Raw genomic sequence first — 17,652 nt, 5'->3', positions numbered from 1 at the left:
GTTTTCACAGGTGCCCGTTGCGCTCGCCTGTGCATCAATGCGGCGAGTGTAGCGCTTTTATCAGCAATGAATCATGTGCCAAGCGGCGTCTTAATTGGTCTTCTCGCTGCTTTCATCGTTCTCGTCGCTTTCGGTGCCTTCATTGGTTTCGTTGCTTTCACTGCCTTGACTGCTTCCACTGCCTTGGCTGCTTTCGTTGCTCTGGCTGCTTTCGCCGCTATTGGTGCCATCTTTAGCATCCACGCGATCTTCTAAAGCAGCTAGCTCTTCACGCCAATCTTCCAGCTGAGCGTTTAACCGCTCAAGCTGAGTCTCACGCTCGTCAATCTTCGTGTTGATGCTTGCTTGCTCTTCGCGGCCGATATCGAGCGCGACCATTAGGTCATCCAACTCACTGCGCGTATCCGCAAGGCTTTGCTGCTCCTCTTCGTGCAACGCTTGCAGTGACTCGACTTCCTCTTGCAGCTCATCACGCTCGGCGGCAAGCGCATCGCGTTCTTCGACTAGTGCGTCACGCTCTTGTTGCAGAGCGCTTACTTCTTCGTTGAGAGACGTAAGCTGTGTATTAGCCTCTTCAATGTCTGCGTTCAGCGCTTCGAGGTCTGTCTCGGCCTGCTCGCGTGCTGCTACTGTTTCAGCACGCACCTGCTCGGCTTGGTCACGAGCTTCAATCGCTTGCTGGCGCGCTTCTTCCGCCTCTTGACGCGTCTGTTCGGCGGCGTCGCGTGCGGCCTCAGCTTCTTCCTTCTCGGCTTCTACTTGCGAGTACGTCTCACGCAGCTCATCAAGGCGGCTTTGCGTCTCTTCTATTTGCTGGTTGAGCGTGTCTAGCTCTTCTTGGCGGGTTTCGCGCTCAGACGACAACGCGGCCAGCTCTTCTTCAGCACTCGTAATATCGCCACGTGTCGACTCTAGCGTCGACTGCGCTTCAGTCTTCTCTTCTTCTATCGCTTGCATTTCCTGTTGCAACGATGCCAGGTCCATCTCCGCTTGCTGAACGTCTGTTAGCTCTGAGTTCAGCGCTTGGCGCTCGCTTTCGACTTCCGCAAGTTCCTCTTCCAGCACTTCAACACGGTCAAGCCGTGACCCCGCGTTGGATTGCGCGACAATCGCCCAGATCACGGCAATGGCCGCAATGCCAGCAATCGCTCTGACGCGGTTATCTGCGAGTAGTGTTTTGGTGGTGGGTTTGTTGGCTTCTGTCATTGGTGCGTCCCTCTTTGGCTAGCGCTACCGCGAGCGGCAGCGAACGGGTGTATGCATGACGATTTAAATAGCTCACCTTGTACAGCATACACAGACATACGTTTCTAGCCAGTCGCACTTTGCCGCAAAGCGTTAAAACGCCTTACGTTTCGTTGCCTAATGATCAGTTGACGCACTGCAAAAGGGGTGGATGGTTTTTGCCCAGAAAACCGCTTGACTGGCCAGCGCCTTCCAGGCTCACGCTGCCGAATGGTTACCTCTATTTGGCATCTCGGCATTAGCCTCCTACTCTGAGGGGTGAAAACCCCAGGCAATAGCCAACCGAAGGAGACACAACATGACAAACCTAGCAAAACAGCCATGTGAACCTTGCAGCGGTAATGCCACGCCAATGTCCGAAAAAGAAGCGCAAGACGCGGTTAACGCGCTTCCACAGTGGAAGATTAGCGATGGCGATGGCATGATGAAGCTTACGCGAAGCTATCATTTTGATGACTTTGCCGGCGCTCTGGCATTTACCCAGCGCGTTGGCGATATCGCCGAGCAGGCCGGTCACCATCCCATGATCACCACCGAGTATGGAAAAACCACGGTGACATGGTGGTCCCATGAAATTGGCGGCCTGCACCAAAATGACTTCATTCTAGCCGCCAGAACTGATGAGGTAGCCGAATAAATGTTTGAGCATATTGAGCGAGTCCCTGGAGATGCCATTCTCGGGCTGATCGAAGCTTTCAAGAAAGACACCAACCCACAGAAGGTAGACCTAGGTGTCGGCGTTTACCGTGATGCCGAGGGCAACACACCGGTAATGCGTGCCGTAAAGGAAGCCGAAGCTCGCCTGCTCAAGAATGAAACCACCAAAACCTATATTGGCTCCCACGGTGCCCCCGCCTATGGCGAAGTCGTGCTACCGATGGTGCTGGGGGAAAACTCTCCCATACTTAACGCCAATCGTGCCAGCGCGACACAGTCACCCGGCGGTACGGGCGCGCTGCGCTTAGCTGCAGACTTTATTTCTACACAGCTGCCGGATAAGGGAATTTGGGTATCTGACCCAACGTGGCCAAACCACCACGGCATTTTCACCGCCGCCGGTATTGCGCTGCACAAATACCCTTATGTTGATGCCGAAAACCGGCTTGATTTTGATGGCATGCTGGCGGCACTTAAACAAATCCCGGAAGGCGATGTGGTCGTTCTGCATGCCTGCTGCCATAACCCCACCGGCTTTGATCTCTCCAAAGAACAGTGGCAAACCGTGCTTGAGGTCGTGCGCGAGCGCCGCTTGCTGCCACTGATTGATTTCGCCTACCAAGGCTTTGGCGAAGGCTTGGATGAAGATGCTTACGGCGTGCGCTTGATGGCCGAAGAACTGGATGAAGTGATCATCACCAGCTCCTGCTCGAAAAACTTCGGCATTTACTGCGAGCGTACAGGCTGCTTGATCATGGTGGCGAAAAATAGCGAGCAGATGGAAAACATTCGCTCGCAGATTGCCATTGTCGCGCGGGAAAACTACTCCAACCCGCCAGCTCACGGTGGCGCTATCGTCAGCGACATTCTCCATGATGACGAGCTGACCGCCATGTGGCGTGAAGAGCTCACCGAAATGCGCGACCGTATCAACACCCTGCGTCGTGATTTCGTTGAAGCGCTAAAACCTTATGGGCTGGACGATAAGTATGCTTGTGTCGCCGAGCAGCGCGGCATGTTCTCCTACACCGGTTTAACACCGGAACAGGTGGATCGTCTGCGCGATGAGTTTGGCATCTACATGGTGCGCTCGGGTCGCGCCAACGTCGCGGGCTTCTCCCACGAGAACTTGCCCTACCTGGCCAAAGCTATCGCCGCTGTAAACGACTAGCGACCCACCATTACCGCACTATAAACGCCCAGGCTTGCCTGGGCGTTTTTGTGCCTAGGACTGCATTTTCTTGTGTACAATTACGCGCTCGCTGCCGTAGCCGGAGTGTCCGTGCGGCCCCCTATATTCGTATTAGCACAATGCAACACTTGACCGATTAGTCAACACTTCGGCACACTCAGCATTGCCTTGTATACAACACACCAAAATCAAGAGGCTTATCATGGCGGCTGCCAGCACCCACTACCCTTGGTACAAAAAAGAAGACACCGATGCGTTCTTTGCGCTGTTTCAGAACAACATCGCCAACTTCGTCATCATCGCCATTACCATGCTCGGCATGGGTTTTCCCGCTTCCATCGTGTACGGCCAAGTATTGCCCGGCGCTGCCGTTGCCGTGATGGTCGGCAACTTCTATTACGCCTGGAGCGCAGCCCGCCTAGCTCGCAAAGAACAGCGCACCGACGTTACCGCGCTCTCTTACGGTATTTCCACACCAGTCATGTTTGTCTTTCTCTTCGGGGTGCTTCTACCCGCTAAACAGCTGACCGGCGATGCGGCGCTTGCTTGGAAAATCGCTGTTGCCGCGTGTTTTATTAGCGGCGCTATCGAAGCGGCGATAAGTATTATCGGCCGTTGGGTGCAGTATCACTTACCGCGCGCTGCCATGCTCGGCGCTGTCGCCGGGGTGGCGCTCACCTTCATCGCCGGGGAAATGCTGTTTAAAACCCTGGAAATGCCGATCATCGGGCTGGTGGTGCTCGCGATTATCATCGTCGGCTTGATTGCCCGTGTGAGCATGCCGTTTCGCCTGCCCACATCGCTGTTTGCCATCGTGGTTGGCACCCTAATGGCCTACCTCATCGGCGATGCCGACGGCGCCCGCTTCAGCGATGCTTTCAGCCATCTTGGTTTCTATCCGCTACTGCCTAACCTTGCTTGGTTTGAAGGCTTAGGACTACTCTTCACTAGCATGCTGGCGGTGCTCACCGTGGTGCTGCCGATCACGCTGTATAACGCGATTGAAACCATGAACAACGTCGAGGCAATGGAAGCCGCTGGCGACAAATACGATGTGCGCGAGTGCCAAGCCGTAGATGGTGTCGGCACCATGATCGGCGCGCTATTTGGTGGTGTTTTCCCTACCACGGTGTATATCGCCACCGTTGGGGCTAAGTGGATGGGCGCCGGTCGCGGCTATAGTCTTTTAAACGGTGCTGTGTATGCCATTGCGACCATGTTTGGCCTAATTGCGGCACTGGCGGCGATCATTCCCGTTTCCGTGGTCGCGCCGATTCTGGTTTTTGTCGGTATTTCGATGATCGCCACGGCGTTTCAAACCAACGATACCCGCTACTACCCGGCGGTGGCGTTGGCGATGCTGCCCTATTTCGCTAACTACGTAATGACACGCTTCAACCGGGGTGCCGAAGAGGTGGTCAGCGATATCTCGAATGCCATTGTGATCATGGGTCAGGGAGCGATGTTTATGGCGATTTTTCTCGGTGCGATGACCGTTTCTGTCATCGACCACCAGTTCCGTCGCGCCGCCGCGTTTGCGCTGATTGCCGCAGGGTTCTCTTGGCTAGGGTTGATGCACGCGCCCAAACTCGCCCTAAACGCCGCGCCGGATTTTGTCGTAGGCTACTTAGCCATGGCAGTGCTTTTTGCTTACTTTGCCTTTCAACAGCGAAATGAGGGGCACTAAACCGGCTTTGCGACGCCCGCCTGCCGATGTGGGCGGGAGAGAATCCGTTTAAGCACGTGCCACGAGGTCAACCCCGCCATTACGTTGCCGATGGCCGCGCCTAACGCAAGCCCCATCCATCCGCCAAGCTGCGCGCCCAGCCATAAACAGGGCAGATAACAGATAAAAAGCCGCGCGGCGGAAAGCAACATCGCCCGTAATGGCCATCCCAGCGCATTTCCCGCTGATACGATTAACATACACACGCCGAGAGCGGCGTAGCTTGGCAGCAAAAAGCGAATCAAAAGCGCCAGCGCCTTCTGCACCTCCGGTTGGCCGGCCAGCGCCAGGGCCACCCAGGATGCTCCCAATGCCATCAACACACCGAGGCTCAACTGCCAAACCACTGCGACTTTCAACGCCAAACGCAACAGCCGGTGAATCTGTGACCAATCTCCTGCGCCGTAGCAGCGCCCTAGCCAGGGCGGCAGTGACATCGTCATGGCCAAAATCACCATCAGCGATAGCGTTTCCAAGCGGCTGGCCAGGCCCCACGCCGCGACATAGGTTTCTCCTAGCGGCGCCACGATAGAAATGGCGAGCATTGCCGCCAACGGTGGCATCAGCTGGCTCATCATGGCAGGCCCGGCAATCCCGGCAAATGGCTTGTAGGAAAGCAGCGCTTCCGCTTTCACCCCGTTAAAGGCCAACCAGTTCTGCCTTGCAAGCTGACGGCAAGTAACCACTAAGCCAGTCGCAAACGCGAGAATCGTCGCTAGAGCGGCCCCCGGTAGCCCTAAGCCCTCCCACGGGCCGACACCAAAGATAAACAACGGGTCGAGTGCCAGATTAACCAAGCTACTCAGCACCATCATTTTGCCCGGCAGTTTGGTATCCCCATGGGCGCGAAAGAGACTGTAAACAAAATACAACAACGCCCCGAGCCAAGCCGCGACCAACTGCGGCGCCCAGTAAGGGCGAATATGTTCAAGCGCGGTTTGATCCGCCCCCAATAGCGTAAAGATGGGTGCTTGCAGCCACCATAGAATGACGGCTAAGAGCCCAATAACCCCACCACCGGCCATCAGGACCAGGGTGCCTAGGCGTTTCGCCCGCGCGTTCTCCCCCGCCCCTAATGCTCGGGAAATAAGCGCCGCAATAGCGATCCCTAACCCTACCTGAATGCCGATGATGAAAAAGGAGAGCGGAAAGGTAAACGACTGAGCGGCAAGTGGCGCCGTCCCTAGACGGGCTATAAACGCACTGTCGACCAGCTGAAAGCCCAGCAGCGACAACACCCCAATTGCCATTGGCCACGTTTGCTGCCAAAGCGTTTTACCTAACCCATCGGGTTTCTCGATATCGACCACCTAATCCAACTCCCACGCCATCTGTGTAAAACGCAAAAACGCCACCAACCTATAAAAGGAAGGTGGCGCTGTCTAACAAGTCTACCGCTTACTGGCGAACGCCTTCAAATGTCACGTAGAGCTCAAGCTCGTGCATGGCTTCCGGGAAGGCACTCATATCGATGCCAAAGTCCGAGAGCGTCAGCATGGTGCTGCCTTCAAAACCGGCGCGATAGTTACCCCAAGGATCTTCGCCTTCCCCTATCAGCTCTACCGGCATTTCAATTTCTTGGGTTTCGCCATGCAAGGTTAAATCACCGGTGACCACGCCTTCATTATCGCCGGTTGGATCAAACCCCGTCGAGGTAAACGATGCCGTTGGGTATTCACCTGCGTTTAAGAAGTCGTCGCTCAAAATATGGCGGTCGCGCTCGGCATGGTTAGAGTTGAGGCTATCCACCTGCACTTCCATCTCAAGGGAAGAGTCTTGCAAGTTCTCTGGGTCGTAATAAAACTCGCCGGAGAAATCTTCAAAGCTACCTAGCAGACGGGAAAAACCCAAATGGCTAATTTTAAATTGAACGAAGGCATGCTGGCCTTCTGTATCAATGACGTAAGTATCCGCTTGTGCTTGGCTTAACGGCACTAAGCTTGCGGCAGCGATGGCGGTTGCAACGGCAGTTTTCTTTAACATCATCTATCTCCTTCGGGTGAAATAACGCATCACTGCGATGACTCGTCAACGTGATGGCTATATTTAGGGGTTAGCATACGCACAAAAGTTTTGTGGTGGTCGATAAAATGGTGCTTAAGGGCGGCCAGCGCATGGCCGGCGGCGAGCACAATCAGCGCAAGTGCACTGTACCAGTGGACACTCCCTGCAAGGCTCGCTTGATTGGGTAGGTCGTGAACCAACGCGGGCACTTCAAACCAGCCAAAGACACTAATACCGCTGCCTTTTGCTGTGGAAATCAAATAACCACTCACCATCACGCTTAAAAGCAACACGTACAGGACAATGTGGCCAGCATGCGCGGCAAGCGCTTCTAGGCGACCACCCTCGGCATGGGGCGTGGGTTGAAAGAGGCGCCATACAAGACGCAAGAGAGTGAACAAAAGCAGTAAAACACCAATCGAGCGGTGAATCCACGGCGCTTGGTTGTACCAAGGGTCGTAATAACCTAGCCCCGTCATCCACCAGCCAAGAATAAAAAGTCCAATAATGGCAACGGCACTCATCCAGTGCAATGCGATACTGATAATGCCCCATCCGCTGTGTGTATTGCGCCACATGGTGCTGTTCCTTTCTGTATTAACTGACTTTCATGGTACTCGCCACTGCCGCCAAAAACTGCTGAAAAAAGCAGAACACACCATTCGTAAAAACCGTATTCGCAAAAAGCGTCAGACCAATGGTTCCTTATCACGGCGGTTCATGAAGAACGTCTAATCCATCTTACCGTATTGAGTCGCGAGATCAGACTCTTACCGTTGAACCACTTTCTCTGACGCACCCCAACAAAAAGCGTCGAACCTGGGAGAGGTTCGACGCTTTTAATACGCTTTTATATGCGAGTATGGTATTAACCTTCCCGAAACGCCTCTACCACGCGTTCGGCCAATACCTCGCTGGCATCGCTGCTGCCTGCACGCTTCACCAGCGCCACTTGATAATCCCCTAGTGGCGGCAGTGACTCGTTGTGGAGACGTTTGAGCGGCGGTCGGATCAAGCTTTTCGGGAAGGCCGTCACGGCCAGGTCGGCCAGCATAGCCGCTTCCTGCCCGGCGCAGTGGTCGCAGGAGTAGGCGATCCGGTAATCAATACCTGCATGATCAAGGGCGTTCAGGGTAATTCTACGCCACGCGCATCCCTGTTGAGCCAAGGTCACCGGCAACGGAATACGCTGGGCCGCAACGCCATCCTCACGACCGGCCCACACTAACGGTTCGCTATGAACGATGTCGCCGCGTGTCGCCTGACCAGGCTCTACGCTCATCACCAGCGCCAGATCCAGCTCCCCATCATCCAACTGGGCGAGCAAATCTTTGCTGCGCCCCACCACCACATCGACCTGCACCGCTGGATGCGAGCGGGCAAACTGGGCGAGCACCGTAGGCAGGATACGCCCTACGACGTCGTCCGTGATCCCTAGTCCCACGCGCCCTTCTATGGTGGGGGCTAAAAACTGGGTGACGGCTTCGGCATTGAGCTTAAGCAACCGCCGTCCGTAGCCCAGAAGTACTTCACCCTCGGAAGTCAGGCGCACATAGCGCGCCTCGCGCACAAACAGCGTTTGCCCGAGCGTTTCTTCCAGGCGTTTGATCTGCATGCTCAGCGCGGAAGGGGTCCGAAATAGCTGCTGGGCGGCGCGGGTGAAGCTGCCGCTCTCCGCGATTGTTACAAAGGTGCGCAGCACCTCGCTATCCAGTAGCGGTAAGGCAGCCCGGCTGGGAGCTATGGTCGATAGTTGATTCATCACGCCCACCTTTCAGAAAAACTTAACACTCAGTGTAGATCTTTTCGTTTGATTGATCCAAGGCGAAGCACCAAGCTGATACCTAGAGGTCGCGACCCTCCCATTTGTTAATCACAGATCACACCTGCCTAACCGGTGCCTGGGCGCCGGTTACTGAACGGCAGGAGGTGAATATGGAGGTGCGCGATGAAGTGTGAAAACCCGACCCAACATGCCCATCATGCATGGAAAAAAGCGAGCCAATTGGCGCCGCCGCCCAAGCCGCCACAATTGCATTTTTACATGCCTGCCATGCCGTCGATGCGGCTAATTCGTGCGCTCGATATGGGCTGGTGGCGTTACCGGCGGCGTTGGCTTTTCCGCCGCCATATACTGCCGCTACTGGCCTACGATGACCACGTACTGTTGGATATTGGCCATTGTCGTGAAGATATTCTCTGGGCCAACCAGCTCCCATTGAAGGTCGATGCCATTCACGCGTTAGAAGCCCGGCAGAAAAAGCGGCAAGTTCAGCAGGCCTAGAATCAAAAAAGCTTCGAACCTATGAGAGGTTCGAAGCTTTTAATGAAGCCTTTAATAGCGTTTTAAGCACCTAATATAGTTATTAGGCTTTGTGCTTATCGCCTGGTTTTACACCCCTACCGGCCCGCCGTCGCGTTTCTGAATAACAACGGTTGACGCCCGAGGGCGTACTTGGCCGCTGGCAGCAACGGTGGCATCTTGCACTAGCTCGCTACCATCCGCGGGCCAGTTACCGGGGTGCTGAATGTTAATAAACAGCGCGGTTTTATCCGGCGTGGCAAAAATACCTGTCACTTCGCAGCCGTTCGGCCCTACCGCAAAGCGCTTCAGCTGCTGCTGGTTGCTGCTGTTAATCACCGGGCCGGTGCCTTGAATATCGTCTAGCCCGTTAGGTACCACGGCAAGCAGTTGGTCGTTGGTGTACTCGGTTACTCCATCATAACCGTTATCGGTTTGGATCCAGAGGATACCCTGACCGTCCTCTCGCTCGTCGAACCAGAGCCCATCGGGGCTGGCGAACTGATTCATTTCTGTCAGGCCCGAGTGATTATCGGCATCGTCAGCGGCCGCGCCAAACACAAACACCTCCCAAGTAAAGGCATTGGGCAACCGGCTTTCGCGCCAGCGAATAATATGCCCTTGCTCGTTATTAGCGCGCGGATTAGCCGCATTAGTCGGTGCCAAATCGTAACCCACGCCCGTCTGCTCAAGGCTATCGCCACCGTTGGTATAGGTTGGCGATGCACCTTCTTCGATGCGCTGGGAATTATTGGTGAGTGTGAGATATACCTCGCCTGAGGCGGGGTCAACGGATGCCCACTCAGGGCGGTCCATTGGCGTGGCGCCCATTAAATCCGCTGCATCGCAGGTGTTGATGATAATACCCGCTCTATCGTCGTCGGCCAGGCCCAGTGCCGCTGCCAGCGTGCGGCCACCACGTGTTTGAGCGCTTGGCGTCAATGGCAACCACTCACCGCTGCCGTCGGCGTGAAAGCGGGCCACATAAAGAGTGCCGTTATCCATATATTTATTGCCAATGGCAAGGCGGTCGTACTTCTCACCGGGGCGGTTAGCATCGGCGGGATCCCAGGCAGCGTCAGACACGTATTTATATACGTATTCGTTACGAGCATCGTGACCTGAATAGAACACCACCGGCTGGCCCGCTTCCAGCTTGCCTAGCCAGCAGCCTTCATGGCGGAAACGGCCAAGTGCTGTGCGCTTAACCGCGAGTGCATCGCTATATGGATCAACTTCCACCTGATAGCCGAACGTGCGTGCTTCGTTGCGATAATCATCTTCAGCACGCTCGCCGCGTGGGGTAATGTCGAAGCGAGCAAATTCGTCATTCTGTTCAGAGGCGTCTCCCGCCGAAGTATCCCAACCATAGCGGCTTTTAGCGGTGGGAATACCAATCCGCGCGTCGTCCTGGAAGCGTTCGCCATGATTAACGAACACATTGGGCCAGTTCTCTTCACAGGCAATATAGGTGCCCCAGGGCGTTACCCCGTTACCACAGTTATTGTTGGTACCACGGGTTTGGGTACCCTCAGGCGAAAAGCGCGTTTTTACGTAGTCGCTGCCCGCCACTGGCCCGGAAAGTTCCATTACCGTCGCACTGGTGAGGCGACGGTTATAACGCGAACCCGGCACATGCGCCCATTGGCCGCTGGCATTCTTTTCGACCTCAACAAGGGTGACACCATGAGCGTTGATCTCAGTGCGCGACTCAGCTGCTGGCCGCTGGCCCTCATCCGCGTTAGTGGGGCCGCCTTGGGGCGCCCATAGCGCTGCTTGGTCGATATACTCATTGTTGAGCGCCAGCACAAAACGGCGCGAGGCGTTGTCGGTATCCAGGGCAAAACCGGCCATGCCGTCATGGTGCATGCCCACACTCTCCGCCTGACGCTCAGCGGTCATCGGCTGCTCGGGCTGCCAGGTAACATTTTGGTTCAGCGGCGTGCCCCACGGCACCAAGACTTGAGCCACATAACCTTCCGGCACCACGACGGCATCGGTAAGCGACCCATTCACCGCCTCAAACGCCAACGTCAGTGGCGTTTTTTGCGCCCCGCTTGAAGCAAGCGCCTGAGCAGCCCCGCCAAAGCTAAGCATCGAGGCGGCTGCCATGCCCAATCCCCCACGCATGACATCGCGCCGGGATACATGCCGCGCCAATACCTCGGCGAAAGGCGGATTGCCGCTGTGGTTAAACAGACGATGATCTTCGATTTCTTTGCTCATTTGTGTCTCCCCCTTATCGTTTGCAGGCCAACGGTTAACCCTCAAGAGACACTAACGACGCTAAATGACAGCACAATGACGGAGTGTCTGCATTTAGATGAAGAACATCCGTGATGTTTGCTAGACGCTTTTACTCTCCAAGCCCTATTGAGGGAACCCTATAACTCTGCTAAATTAACGCTAATAGTTATCATTAACATAGGAGTTATTCTCTCATGCAGTCACCCGATAAGGGCACTAGCCAGGGGGACACGTCTTCCTCGGCGCTCCGGGAGGTGGAAAGCAGCGATTTACTCGGCAACGCGGGACAGTTGGTTATCCACCATGAACAGCGCCGCTATGTTCTGCGACGTACTAAGAGCGGCAAGTTAATCCTAAACGCCTAACGCCCTTAACATCCAAGCTCTTCAAATCTAATAGCTCCCTAATTCACTTAAAAATTTATCAAGCTTAAGCCAGCCAGGTAGCCCATCGCACCCAGCAAGCAATCTCTTTCACTTCACTCTGTTGGAGCTCTCTGGCTTATGAAACACACACGCGCCTTTAGTGGCCTCTTGTTAACGCTTCTCCCGTTGTTAGCCGCTCAAGCAGACGACGCCGAGCTTAACCCAGTGACGGTCACCGGCACCCGAGCGCCTACGGACCTTTCACGGGCACCGCTGATTATCGATATTATTGATCGCGATGACGCCGTGCTGGCCACCGCCAGCCGGGTCGAAGACGTGCTTAGCCGACAACCCGGCCTGCATGTGGCTGGCCAAGGGCGCCGAAATGGCCAAACTTTGAGTATGCGCGGCTTTGGCAGCAAAGGGGTGCTGGTACGTTTGGATGGCGTTCGTCAGGATATCTCCACCGGCCATATCGGCAACTTCTTCCTCGACCCGGCGTTGATTCAAGAGGTACAGATCGCCCGTGGCGCGCTCTCCAGCCTATATGGCAGCAATGCCATGGGCGGTGTGGTCAGCTTCACCAGTGTGGATGCCGATGATCTGCTTGCCCCAGGCGAAGACAGTGGCGTGCGCTTGTCAGTGGGAGGCGCCACGGCCAGCGACGAGCTGCGCGGCAGCCTGACCGCCTTTGGCCGCCGCGACACCGCCAACGGCCAAGTCGATGGACTGTTTTCCGTGGGCCGCAGTGAATCCGGCGATATTCGCCGGGCCGGAGGCGATGAAGCCGAAGAGGATGCCGCCCTCAATAGCCTGCTGCTAAAAGGCGGTTGGGAGCCAAGCGACGACCAGCGGGTATTTATGAGCTGGCAGCATTACGACGAAAGCGCCACCCAGCCCGCTAACCCACAGCAACTTTCAACCGATGCCAGCAATCCGCTGCGTGACCGCGATGTGGAAAGCAACAACGTCCAGTTCGGCCACCGCTGGCAGCCCAGCGGGGTAACCGAAATCACCTCTCGGCTTACCTTTAGCCAGCAGGCTATCGACGAGCCCCAGGCCAACCGCACCCTAGAGCGGGTCGGGCTACAGAGCGACGGCTACCACGCCATGGATCATGGTTGGCTCTCGCAAACGCTGGTGTTCGGTGCCGAACTGGAGCAGGCCCGCCAACGGCCGGATGGCGACGCCAATGGCTTCCCCGACGCCGATATCGACACCCAGTCAGCTTATCTCGACACCACCCTTACCGCTGGACGCTATCTAGCCGACGGCGGCGCCGGGCAGTTTGATGTTGGTTTGGGAGCCCGCTACGACCGTTACGACGCCAGCGGCCAAAACGATGCCGATAGCGTCCACGACCAAGTGTCACCGCGGTTTCGTCTCGCCTGGCGGCCAGATGATGCTTTAATGCTGTTCTCCGGCTACGCTGAAGCCTTCCGCGCGCCCAGCCTTTCCGAGCTTTACGCCAACGAGCGCCACTTTGCCGGCTTCTGTGCCGGGCCCTTCTTCTGTACACCAGATAACTACTGGATTCCCAACCCCAATCTCTCGCCTGAATCCAGCCACACCTGGGAGAGCGGCGTGGTGTGGCACCAAGGCGACTGGCAGCTGCGCGCCAGCTACTTCGATACTCGCGCGGACGACTTTATCGACACCCAAGTCGACATTATGGCGGGCACCACCCAAGCGGTGAACGTACAGCGCGCCCAGCTGTGGGGCTATGACGCTCGCGTAACTTGGCAGCCCAGCGCCTTCCCAATGCTGACCAGCTTTGTGGGTATTTCCGAAGTGTCTGGCAAAGACCGCGACACCGGCGAACCGCTGGGCAGCCAAACGCCGCTGGAAGCCACGTTGGGGAGTGACATTGCGCTTCACGGTGGCGATGTCCGCTTAGGTTGGCAGGCCCGCTTTGCCCGCGCGTTTGACAAACAAGGCGATGACGAACGCCTGCCCGGCTACGGGCTTCACGATCTGCATCTCGCCTGGCAAATCACTCCGGCCGTTGATACCTCGCTGCGTCTCGCCAATATTGGCGACAAGGTGTGGTACCGCCCCGACGGCAGCCTGGGCGATGGACGCAGCCTGTTCGCCACCCTTAACTGGCAGTGGTAAATCCATGCAGTGAACCCTATCGAGGTACGTCATGATTCCATCCCAACAGATCGCGATTATCGAAGCTTTTGACGCGGCACGCGCCGCGCAGCCGCGGCTACCCGCGCTTGAAATTGCCGAACGTTTAGCCATCAGCGAAGGCGAGCTTCAAGCTGCCCGTTTAGGCCGTGATGTATGGACGCTGCCACTTGCGCCTAACGATCTCGCCGCCCGCCTGCCCCAGTTGGGGCGGGTGAAAGCGCTGACCCGCTCACGGCTAGCCGTGCTTGAGCAAAGCGGCGATTACCCCGAACTAAGCGGCGGACAGCATACTGGCCTGTTGCTCGATCCCGGCGGCCTGGACTTACGGCTACTCTACGCTCACTGGCACTGGGCCTGCTTGATTCGCGACCCGATGCCTTCCATCAATGAGGAAGAAGCGCAGTGGCGTTGGAGCCTGCAGATATTCAATCAGCATGGCTGCGCCGTTCACAAATGCTTTGCCCTGGAGCATCCGCTGCCGCGCCCCTGGGGCACTTTGGCGGCCTTGAGCACTCGGGACACCCCGGCATTTACCCAGAGCATGCCGCGCCTAAAGCGCCCGCTCCCCGACGTGCCCACGCTTGCTAGCGAATGGGGCTCGATGCGCGATGTACACCAGTTCTTCGCGCTCCTCCAGCGCCATCATCTTGAGCGTATTGAGGCCAACCAGTTAATGGAAGGCCGCTACAGCCGCTCATTGCCCGTGAATACTCTGGAAACACTGCTCAATCAGGCCAGCCAACGCGCGTTGCCGTTGATGCTGTTTGTCGCTAGTCCCGGCTGCGTACAGATTCGCACCGGCACATTGCCCGCTCCTCAACGGGCCCGCGGCTGGCTGAACCTTTTCGGCGAGCAGTTCACGCTGCACCTGGATGACGCCGCGATTGACCAGGTATGGCAAGTCAGCAAACCCAACCGTGACGGCGGCGTGACCAGCATCGAAGCCTTCGATTCAGAGGGCTCTCTCGCGCTGCAAATTTACGCGCAGCGCCAGGAAGGCCGCGGTGAGCGCGCCGAGTGGCGGAAACTGCTGGATGAACTCGACAATCAAGAGGCAGTGGCATGAACCCTTCAAAAACTCGCCTCTTGGCAATGATGGCCTTGGGGTTGCTGCTGGCAGGCACACCACTGGCTCAAGCTGAAGAGCGCGAACAGACTAGTGAACGCTGGGTGGTACTGGGGGGCGATATAGCGGAAACCCTGGCCGCCCTGGAGGCTGATATCAACGTTATCGCCCGGGACGACACGGTAGTGCATCCGCCCGCCATGGCGGCGCTACCCTCGGTGGGTTACCTGCGCCAGCTCTCGGCGGAAAGCGTGCTGTCGGTTAAACCTGACCAAGTGCTAGCCGCCGGATCAGCAGGCCCCAGGGAAATACTGGCACAGTTGGAGGCGGTGGGAGTCAACGTCGCCACCATCAACGCCCCACCCAGCCTTGATGCCATTGCCGATAAAGTCCGCGCCGTTGGCCAATTAACCGACCGTCAAAACGCCGCAGAAGCCTTGGCAAATGACTTGAACGACAAACTTAACCGGCTGGCCAGCATGCCCGCCCTACCGCCAACCCGCGCGATGTTTATCATGCAGCATAGCGGCTTAACCCCTCGGGCGGCAGGCAGCGACACCGCAGCGCATAGCGCGCTTGAAGCGGTGGGCCTGGACAATGCCTTCGCCGAGATGCAGGGCTACCACAGCGTGGGCGCCGAAGCGCTGGCCCGACAATCGCCGGACGTGGTGATTGTCTCCGAACGGGGCCTGGCAGCAATGGGCGGCGAAGCCGCGCTATGGCAGTTACCCGGCTTGGCGTTAACCCCCGCAGGCCGCAAGCAACAGCTGATTGTGGTTAACGTTCAAGCCCTGCTCGGCTTTGGCCCGCGCACCCCCGATCAATTACTCGCTTTGCGCCAGGGCGTCGAAGCACTCCTGGGCGCATCGGCTAATGCTCAGAAAAGCACCGCCAAGATAAGCCCATGATTGCCATCCTCAACGCTTACCGCTTTCGAGCGCGGCTGCCGATTAATCGAGCAGCCCGCGTGCTCGTCGGATTAACCGCCGCGCTGCTGCTGGCCTTGGGCTGGTCAGCCGCCTCCGGCGCGCTGGGCATTTCCCCCTGGGGCTTACTCAGCGGCCAGGCCGACCCGCTCAGTGTTCAAGTGTGGTGGCAGTTGCGTCTGCCGCGCTTGCTACTCGGCGTGGCGGTGGGCGCGATGCTCGCCGGTAGCGGCGCCGCCATGCAGGGGCTATTTCGTAACCCGCTGGCCGACCCGACCCTGCTCGGCCTTGCCAGTGGCGCCGGGCTCTTTGTGGCGGTGTGGATTGTGCTGTTTCAGGATAGTGGCGCCGGCAGCCTATACGGCCAGTTTGCAGCAGGCTTTCTGGGCGCCTTATGCGTCTGTTTGATTGTCTTTGGCATCGCCAAGCGCCAAGGCGGCGGCAGTGCTGCGGTGATGACCCTGCTGCTGGCTGGCTTGGCCATCAATACCCTGGCTGGGGCTGGCGGTGGGGTTTTAGCCTTTATCGCCAGCGATGAGCAGCTTCGCCAGCTTAGTTTATGGGGCATGGGCACGCTGACTAACGCCCTGTGGCGCACCACAGCGCTCGCCCTGGTGCTCATTGCCATTGCCCTGTGGCTGTTAATGCGCAGCGCGCGCGAACTTGACCTGCTGCAGCTAGGCGAGTCCACCGCTCATGCGGCGGGGCTGGATGCGGCGCGTTTAAAACGCCGGGTGGTGGTCGCTACCTCGCTGGGCGTCGGGCTTTGCGTGGCGCTCACTGGGGTGATTGGCTTTTTGGGTCTGTTGGTACCCCACTGCCTGCGGCTCTGGCTGGGGCCTGGCCACCGGTTGCTACTCCCCGCTTCGATGCTCGGTGGCGCACTGCTGCTGGTCGTCGCCGATACCCTCGCCCGCACCGTCGCCGCCCCTGCGGAAATTCCCGTCGGGCTGCTCACCAGCCTGCTGGGCGGCCCCTACTTCCTGTACCTACTAATGCGCAGGAACCGAGCATGCTAACGCTTCACCAAGCGGGTCTAACCGCCGTCCCCGCTATCGCCCCCCTGGACGGCACCATTCGTCCCGGCGAGCTGCTGGCGATTGTCGGCCCCAACGGCGCGGGCAAGAGCACACTGCTCAGCATGCTGTCGGGGTTTCGCCCTGCCGAGCAAGGCGAGCTGCGACTGGATGGCACCCCCCTGCCCGACTGGCCCATCGCCGAACTCGCCAACCGCCGGGCGCTGGTCGCCCAGCAGGAGTTGCCCGGTTTTGACTGGCAAACTGACGAGCTATTGAGTCTAGGCAGTAACCCGGCTAAATCACTGGTAGCGGCGCTATTGGACGACCTAGATCTAACCCATCTCGCCAAGCGCAGCGTGCTCTCGCTTTCCGGCGGCGAACGCCAGCGGGTGATGATCGCCCGCGGCGCCTGCCAGCTTCTCTCAAGAGGTTCTCCTACCGCCAAGGACGGCGGTCTTTTATTGTTGGACGAGCCCACCAGCGCCCTGGATATCGGCCAGCAGCAGCGCCTGATGCGCCAACTACGCGCCTGGGCCGAGCAGCATCGCATGGCGATTGTTTGCGTACTCCACGACCTTAATCTCGCCAGCACCTACGCCGACCGGGTATGGCTGCTGCATCAAGGGCAACGTATTGACCACGGCCTGCCTAATCAAGTGCTCAACCCCGCAACCATTGCGAAGATCTATGCGGCCGAACTTCAGCTCCTAGAGGGCAGCTCACATGGCAAGCACCTGCTTGCCCTAGCGCCTTGATGACTCGTTGAA

The 17,652-nt window shown here is 57.6% G+C and carries 16 protein-coding genes; 10 read left to right on the top strand and 6 right to left on the bottom strand.

Annotated features, from left to right (window positions below; genetic code table 11):
* Positions 1-90: 90 nt before the first annotated feature.
* The gene (locus HZS81_RS11045) at positions 91-1,206 is read right to left on the bottom strand and encodes a coiled-coil domain-containing protein (RefSeq protein WP_179930619.1); all 1,116 of its coding nucleotides are present in this window, start codon (positions 1,204-1,206) and stop codon (positions 91-93) included.
* Between the two features lie 337 nt (positions 1,207-1,543).
* On the opposite strand from HZS81_RS11045, the gene HZS81_RS11040 reads away from it, so the two are divergent.
* The 3 genes from HZS81_RS11040 to HZS81_RS11030 all read left to right on the top strand — a co-directional run bounded on the left by HZS81_RS11040 (position 1,544) and on the right by HZS81_RS11030 (position 4,781).
* Complete coding sequence (locus HZS81_RS11040) at positions 1,544-1,882, top strand: 4a-hydroxytetrahydrobiopterin dehydratase (RefSeq protein ID WP_179930618.1); 339 nt, start codon at positions 1,544-1,546, stop codon at positions 1,880-1,882.
* A complete protein-coding gene (locus HZS81_RS11035) occupies positions 1,883-3,073 on the top strand; it encodes an amino acid aminotransferase (RefSeq protein ID WP_179930617.1) in 1,191 nt (396 codons plus the stop codon).
* A 223-nt stretch (positions 3,074-3,296) separates the two neighbouring features.
* Positions 3,297-4,781, top strand: a complete 1,485-nt coding sequence (locus HZS81_RS11030) for an NCS2 family permease (RefSeq protein ID WP_179930616.1) — start codon at positions 3,297-3,299, stop codon at positions 4,779-4,781.
* Here the strand turns inward: HZS81_RS11030 and HZS81_RS11025 are convergent.
* The 4 genes from HZS81_RS11025 to HZS81_RS11010 all read right to left on the bottom strand — a co-directional run bounded on the left by HZS81_RS11025 (position 4,778) and on the right by HZS81_RS11010 (position 8,586).
* Positions 4,778-6,070, bottom strand: a complete 1,293-nt coding sequence (locus HZS81_RS11025; RefSeq protein WP_179930723.1) for an MATE family efflux transporter — start codon at positions 6,068-6,070, stop codon at positions 4,778-4,780. The genes HZS81_RS11030 and HZS81_RS11025 overlap by 4 nt on opposite strands.
* 148 nt (positions 6,071-6,218) lie before the next feature.
* Complete coding sequence (locus tag HZS81_RS11020) at positions 6,219-6,803, bottom strand: YceI family protein (RefSeq protein ID WP_179930722.1); 585 nt, start codon at positions 6,801-6,803, stop codon at positions 6,219-6,221.
* Positions 6,804-6,832: 29 nt separating this feature from the next.
* Entirely contained in the window at positions 6,833-7,402 is a 570-nt protein-coding gene (locus HZS81_RS11015) for a cytochrome b (RefSeq protein ID WP_179930615.1), read from the bottom strand.
* A 290-nt stretch (positions 7,403-7,692) separates the two neighbouring features.
* Positions 7,693-8,586, bottom strand: coding sequence for a LysR substrate-binding domain-containing protein (locus HZS81_RS11010; RefSeq protein WP_179930614.1), 894 nt, complete (start codon positions 8,584-8,586; stop codon positions 7,693-7,695).
* Positions 8,587-8,772: 186 nt separating this feature from the next.
* Between HZS81_RS11010 and HZS81_RS11005 the strand changes: the two genes are divergently transcribed.
* Entirely contained in the window at positions 8,773-9,108 is a 336-nt protein-coding gene (locus tag HZS81_RS11005) for a hypothetical protein (protein ID WP_179930613.1), read from the top strand.
* 108 nt (positions 9,109-9,216) lie between these two features.
* Here HZS81_RS11005 and HZS81_RS11000 read toward each other — a convergent pair whose 3' ends face one another.
* On the bottom strand, positions 9,217-11,352 hold the full coding sequence (locus HZS81_RS11000; protein WP_179930612.1) for a PhoX family protein: 2,136 nt from the start codon (positions 11,350-11,352) through the stop codon (positions 9,217-9,219).
* A 215-nt stretch (positions 11,353-11,567) separates the two neighbouring features.
* Between HZS81_RS11000 and hemP the strand changes: the two genes are divergently transcribed.
* The 6 genes from hemP (at position 11,568) to HZS81_RS10970 (ending at position 17,640) form a co-directional block, all read left to right on the top strand.
* A complete protein-coding gene (gene hemP / locus HZS81_RS10995) occupies positions 11,568-11,738 on the top strand; it encodes a hemin uptake protein HemP (protein ID WP_179930611.1) in 171 nt (56 codons plus the stop codon).
* 138 nt (positions 11,739-11,876) lie between these two features.
* On the top strand, positions 11,877-13,853 hold the full coding sequence (locus tag HZS81_RS10990) for a TonB-dependent receptor domain-containing protein (protein WP_179930610.1): 1,977 nt from the start codon (positions 11,877-11,879) through the stop codon (positions 13,851-13,853).
* A gap of 31 nt (positions 13,854-13,884) precedes the next feature.
* Complete coding sequence (locus HZS81_RS10985) at positions 13,885-14,940, top strand: ChuX/HutX family heme-like substrate-binding protein (protein WP_179930609.1); 1,056 nt, start codon at positions 13,885-13,887, stop codon at positions 14,938-14,940.
* On the top strand, positions 14,937-15,848 hold the full coding sequence (locus HZS81_RS10980) for a heme/hemin ABC transporter substrate-binding protein (protein ID WP_241697470.1): 912 nt from the start codon (positions 14,937-14,939) through the stop codon (positions 15,846-15,848). The genes HZS81_RS10985 and HZS81_RS10980 overlap by 4 nt, the downstream gene beginning before the upstream one ends.
* On the top strand, positions 15,845-16,885 hold the full coding sequence (locus tag HZS81_RS10975) for a FecCD family ABC transporter permease (RefSeq protein ID WP_194249362.1): 1,041 nt from the start codon (positions 15,845-15,847) through the stop codon (positions 16,883-16,885). The genes HZS81_RS10980 and HZS81_RS10975 overlap by 4 nt, the downstream gene beginning before the upstream one ends.
* Entirely contained in the window at positions 16,879-17,640 is a 762-nt protein-coding gene (locus HZS81_RS10970) for an ATP-binding cassette domain-containing protein (RefSeq protein ID WP_179930608.1), read from the top strand. Before HZS81_RS10975 ends, HZS81_RS10970 begins: the two co-directional genes overlap by 7 nt.
* Positions 17,641-17,652: the final 12 nt, after the last annotated feature.

Origin of the sequence: Vreelandella salicampi (genome assembly GCF_013415105.1) — a bacterium.
Lineage (GTDB): Bacteria > Pseudomonadota > Gammaproteobacteria > Pseudomonadales > Halomonadaceae > Vreelandella > Vreelandella salicampi.
This window is presented reverse-complemented; position numbering and strand designations above follow the sequence as displayed.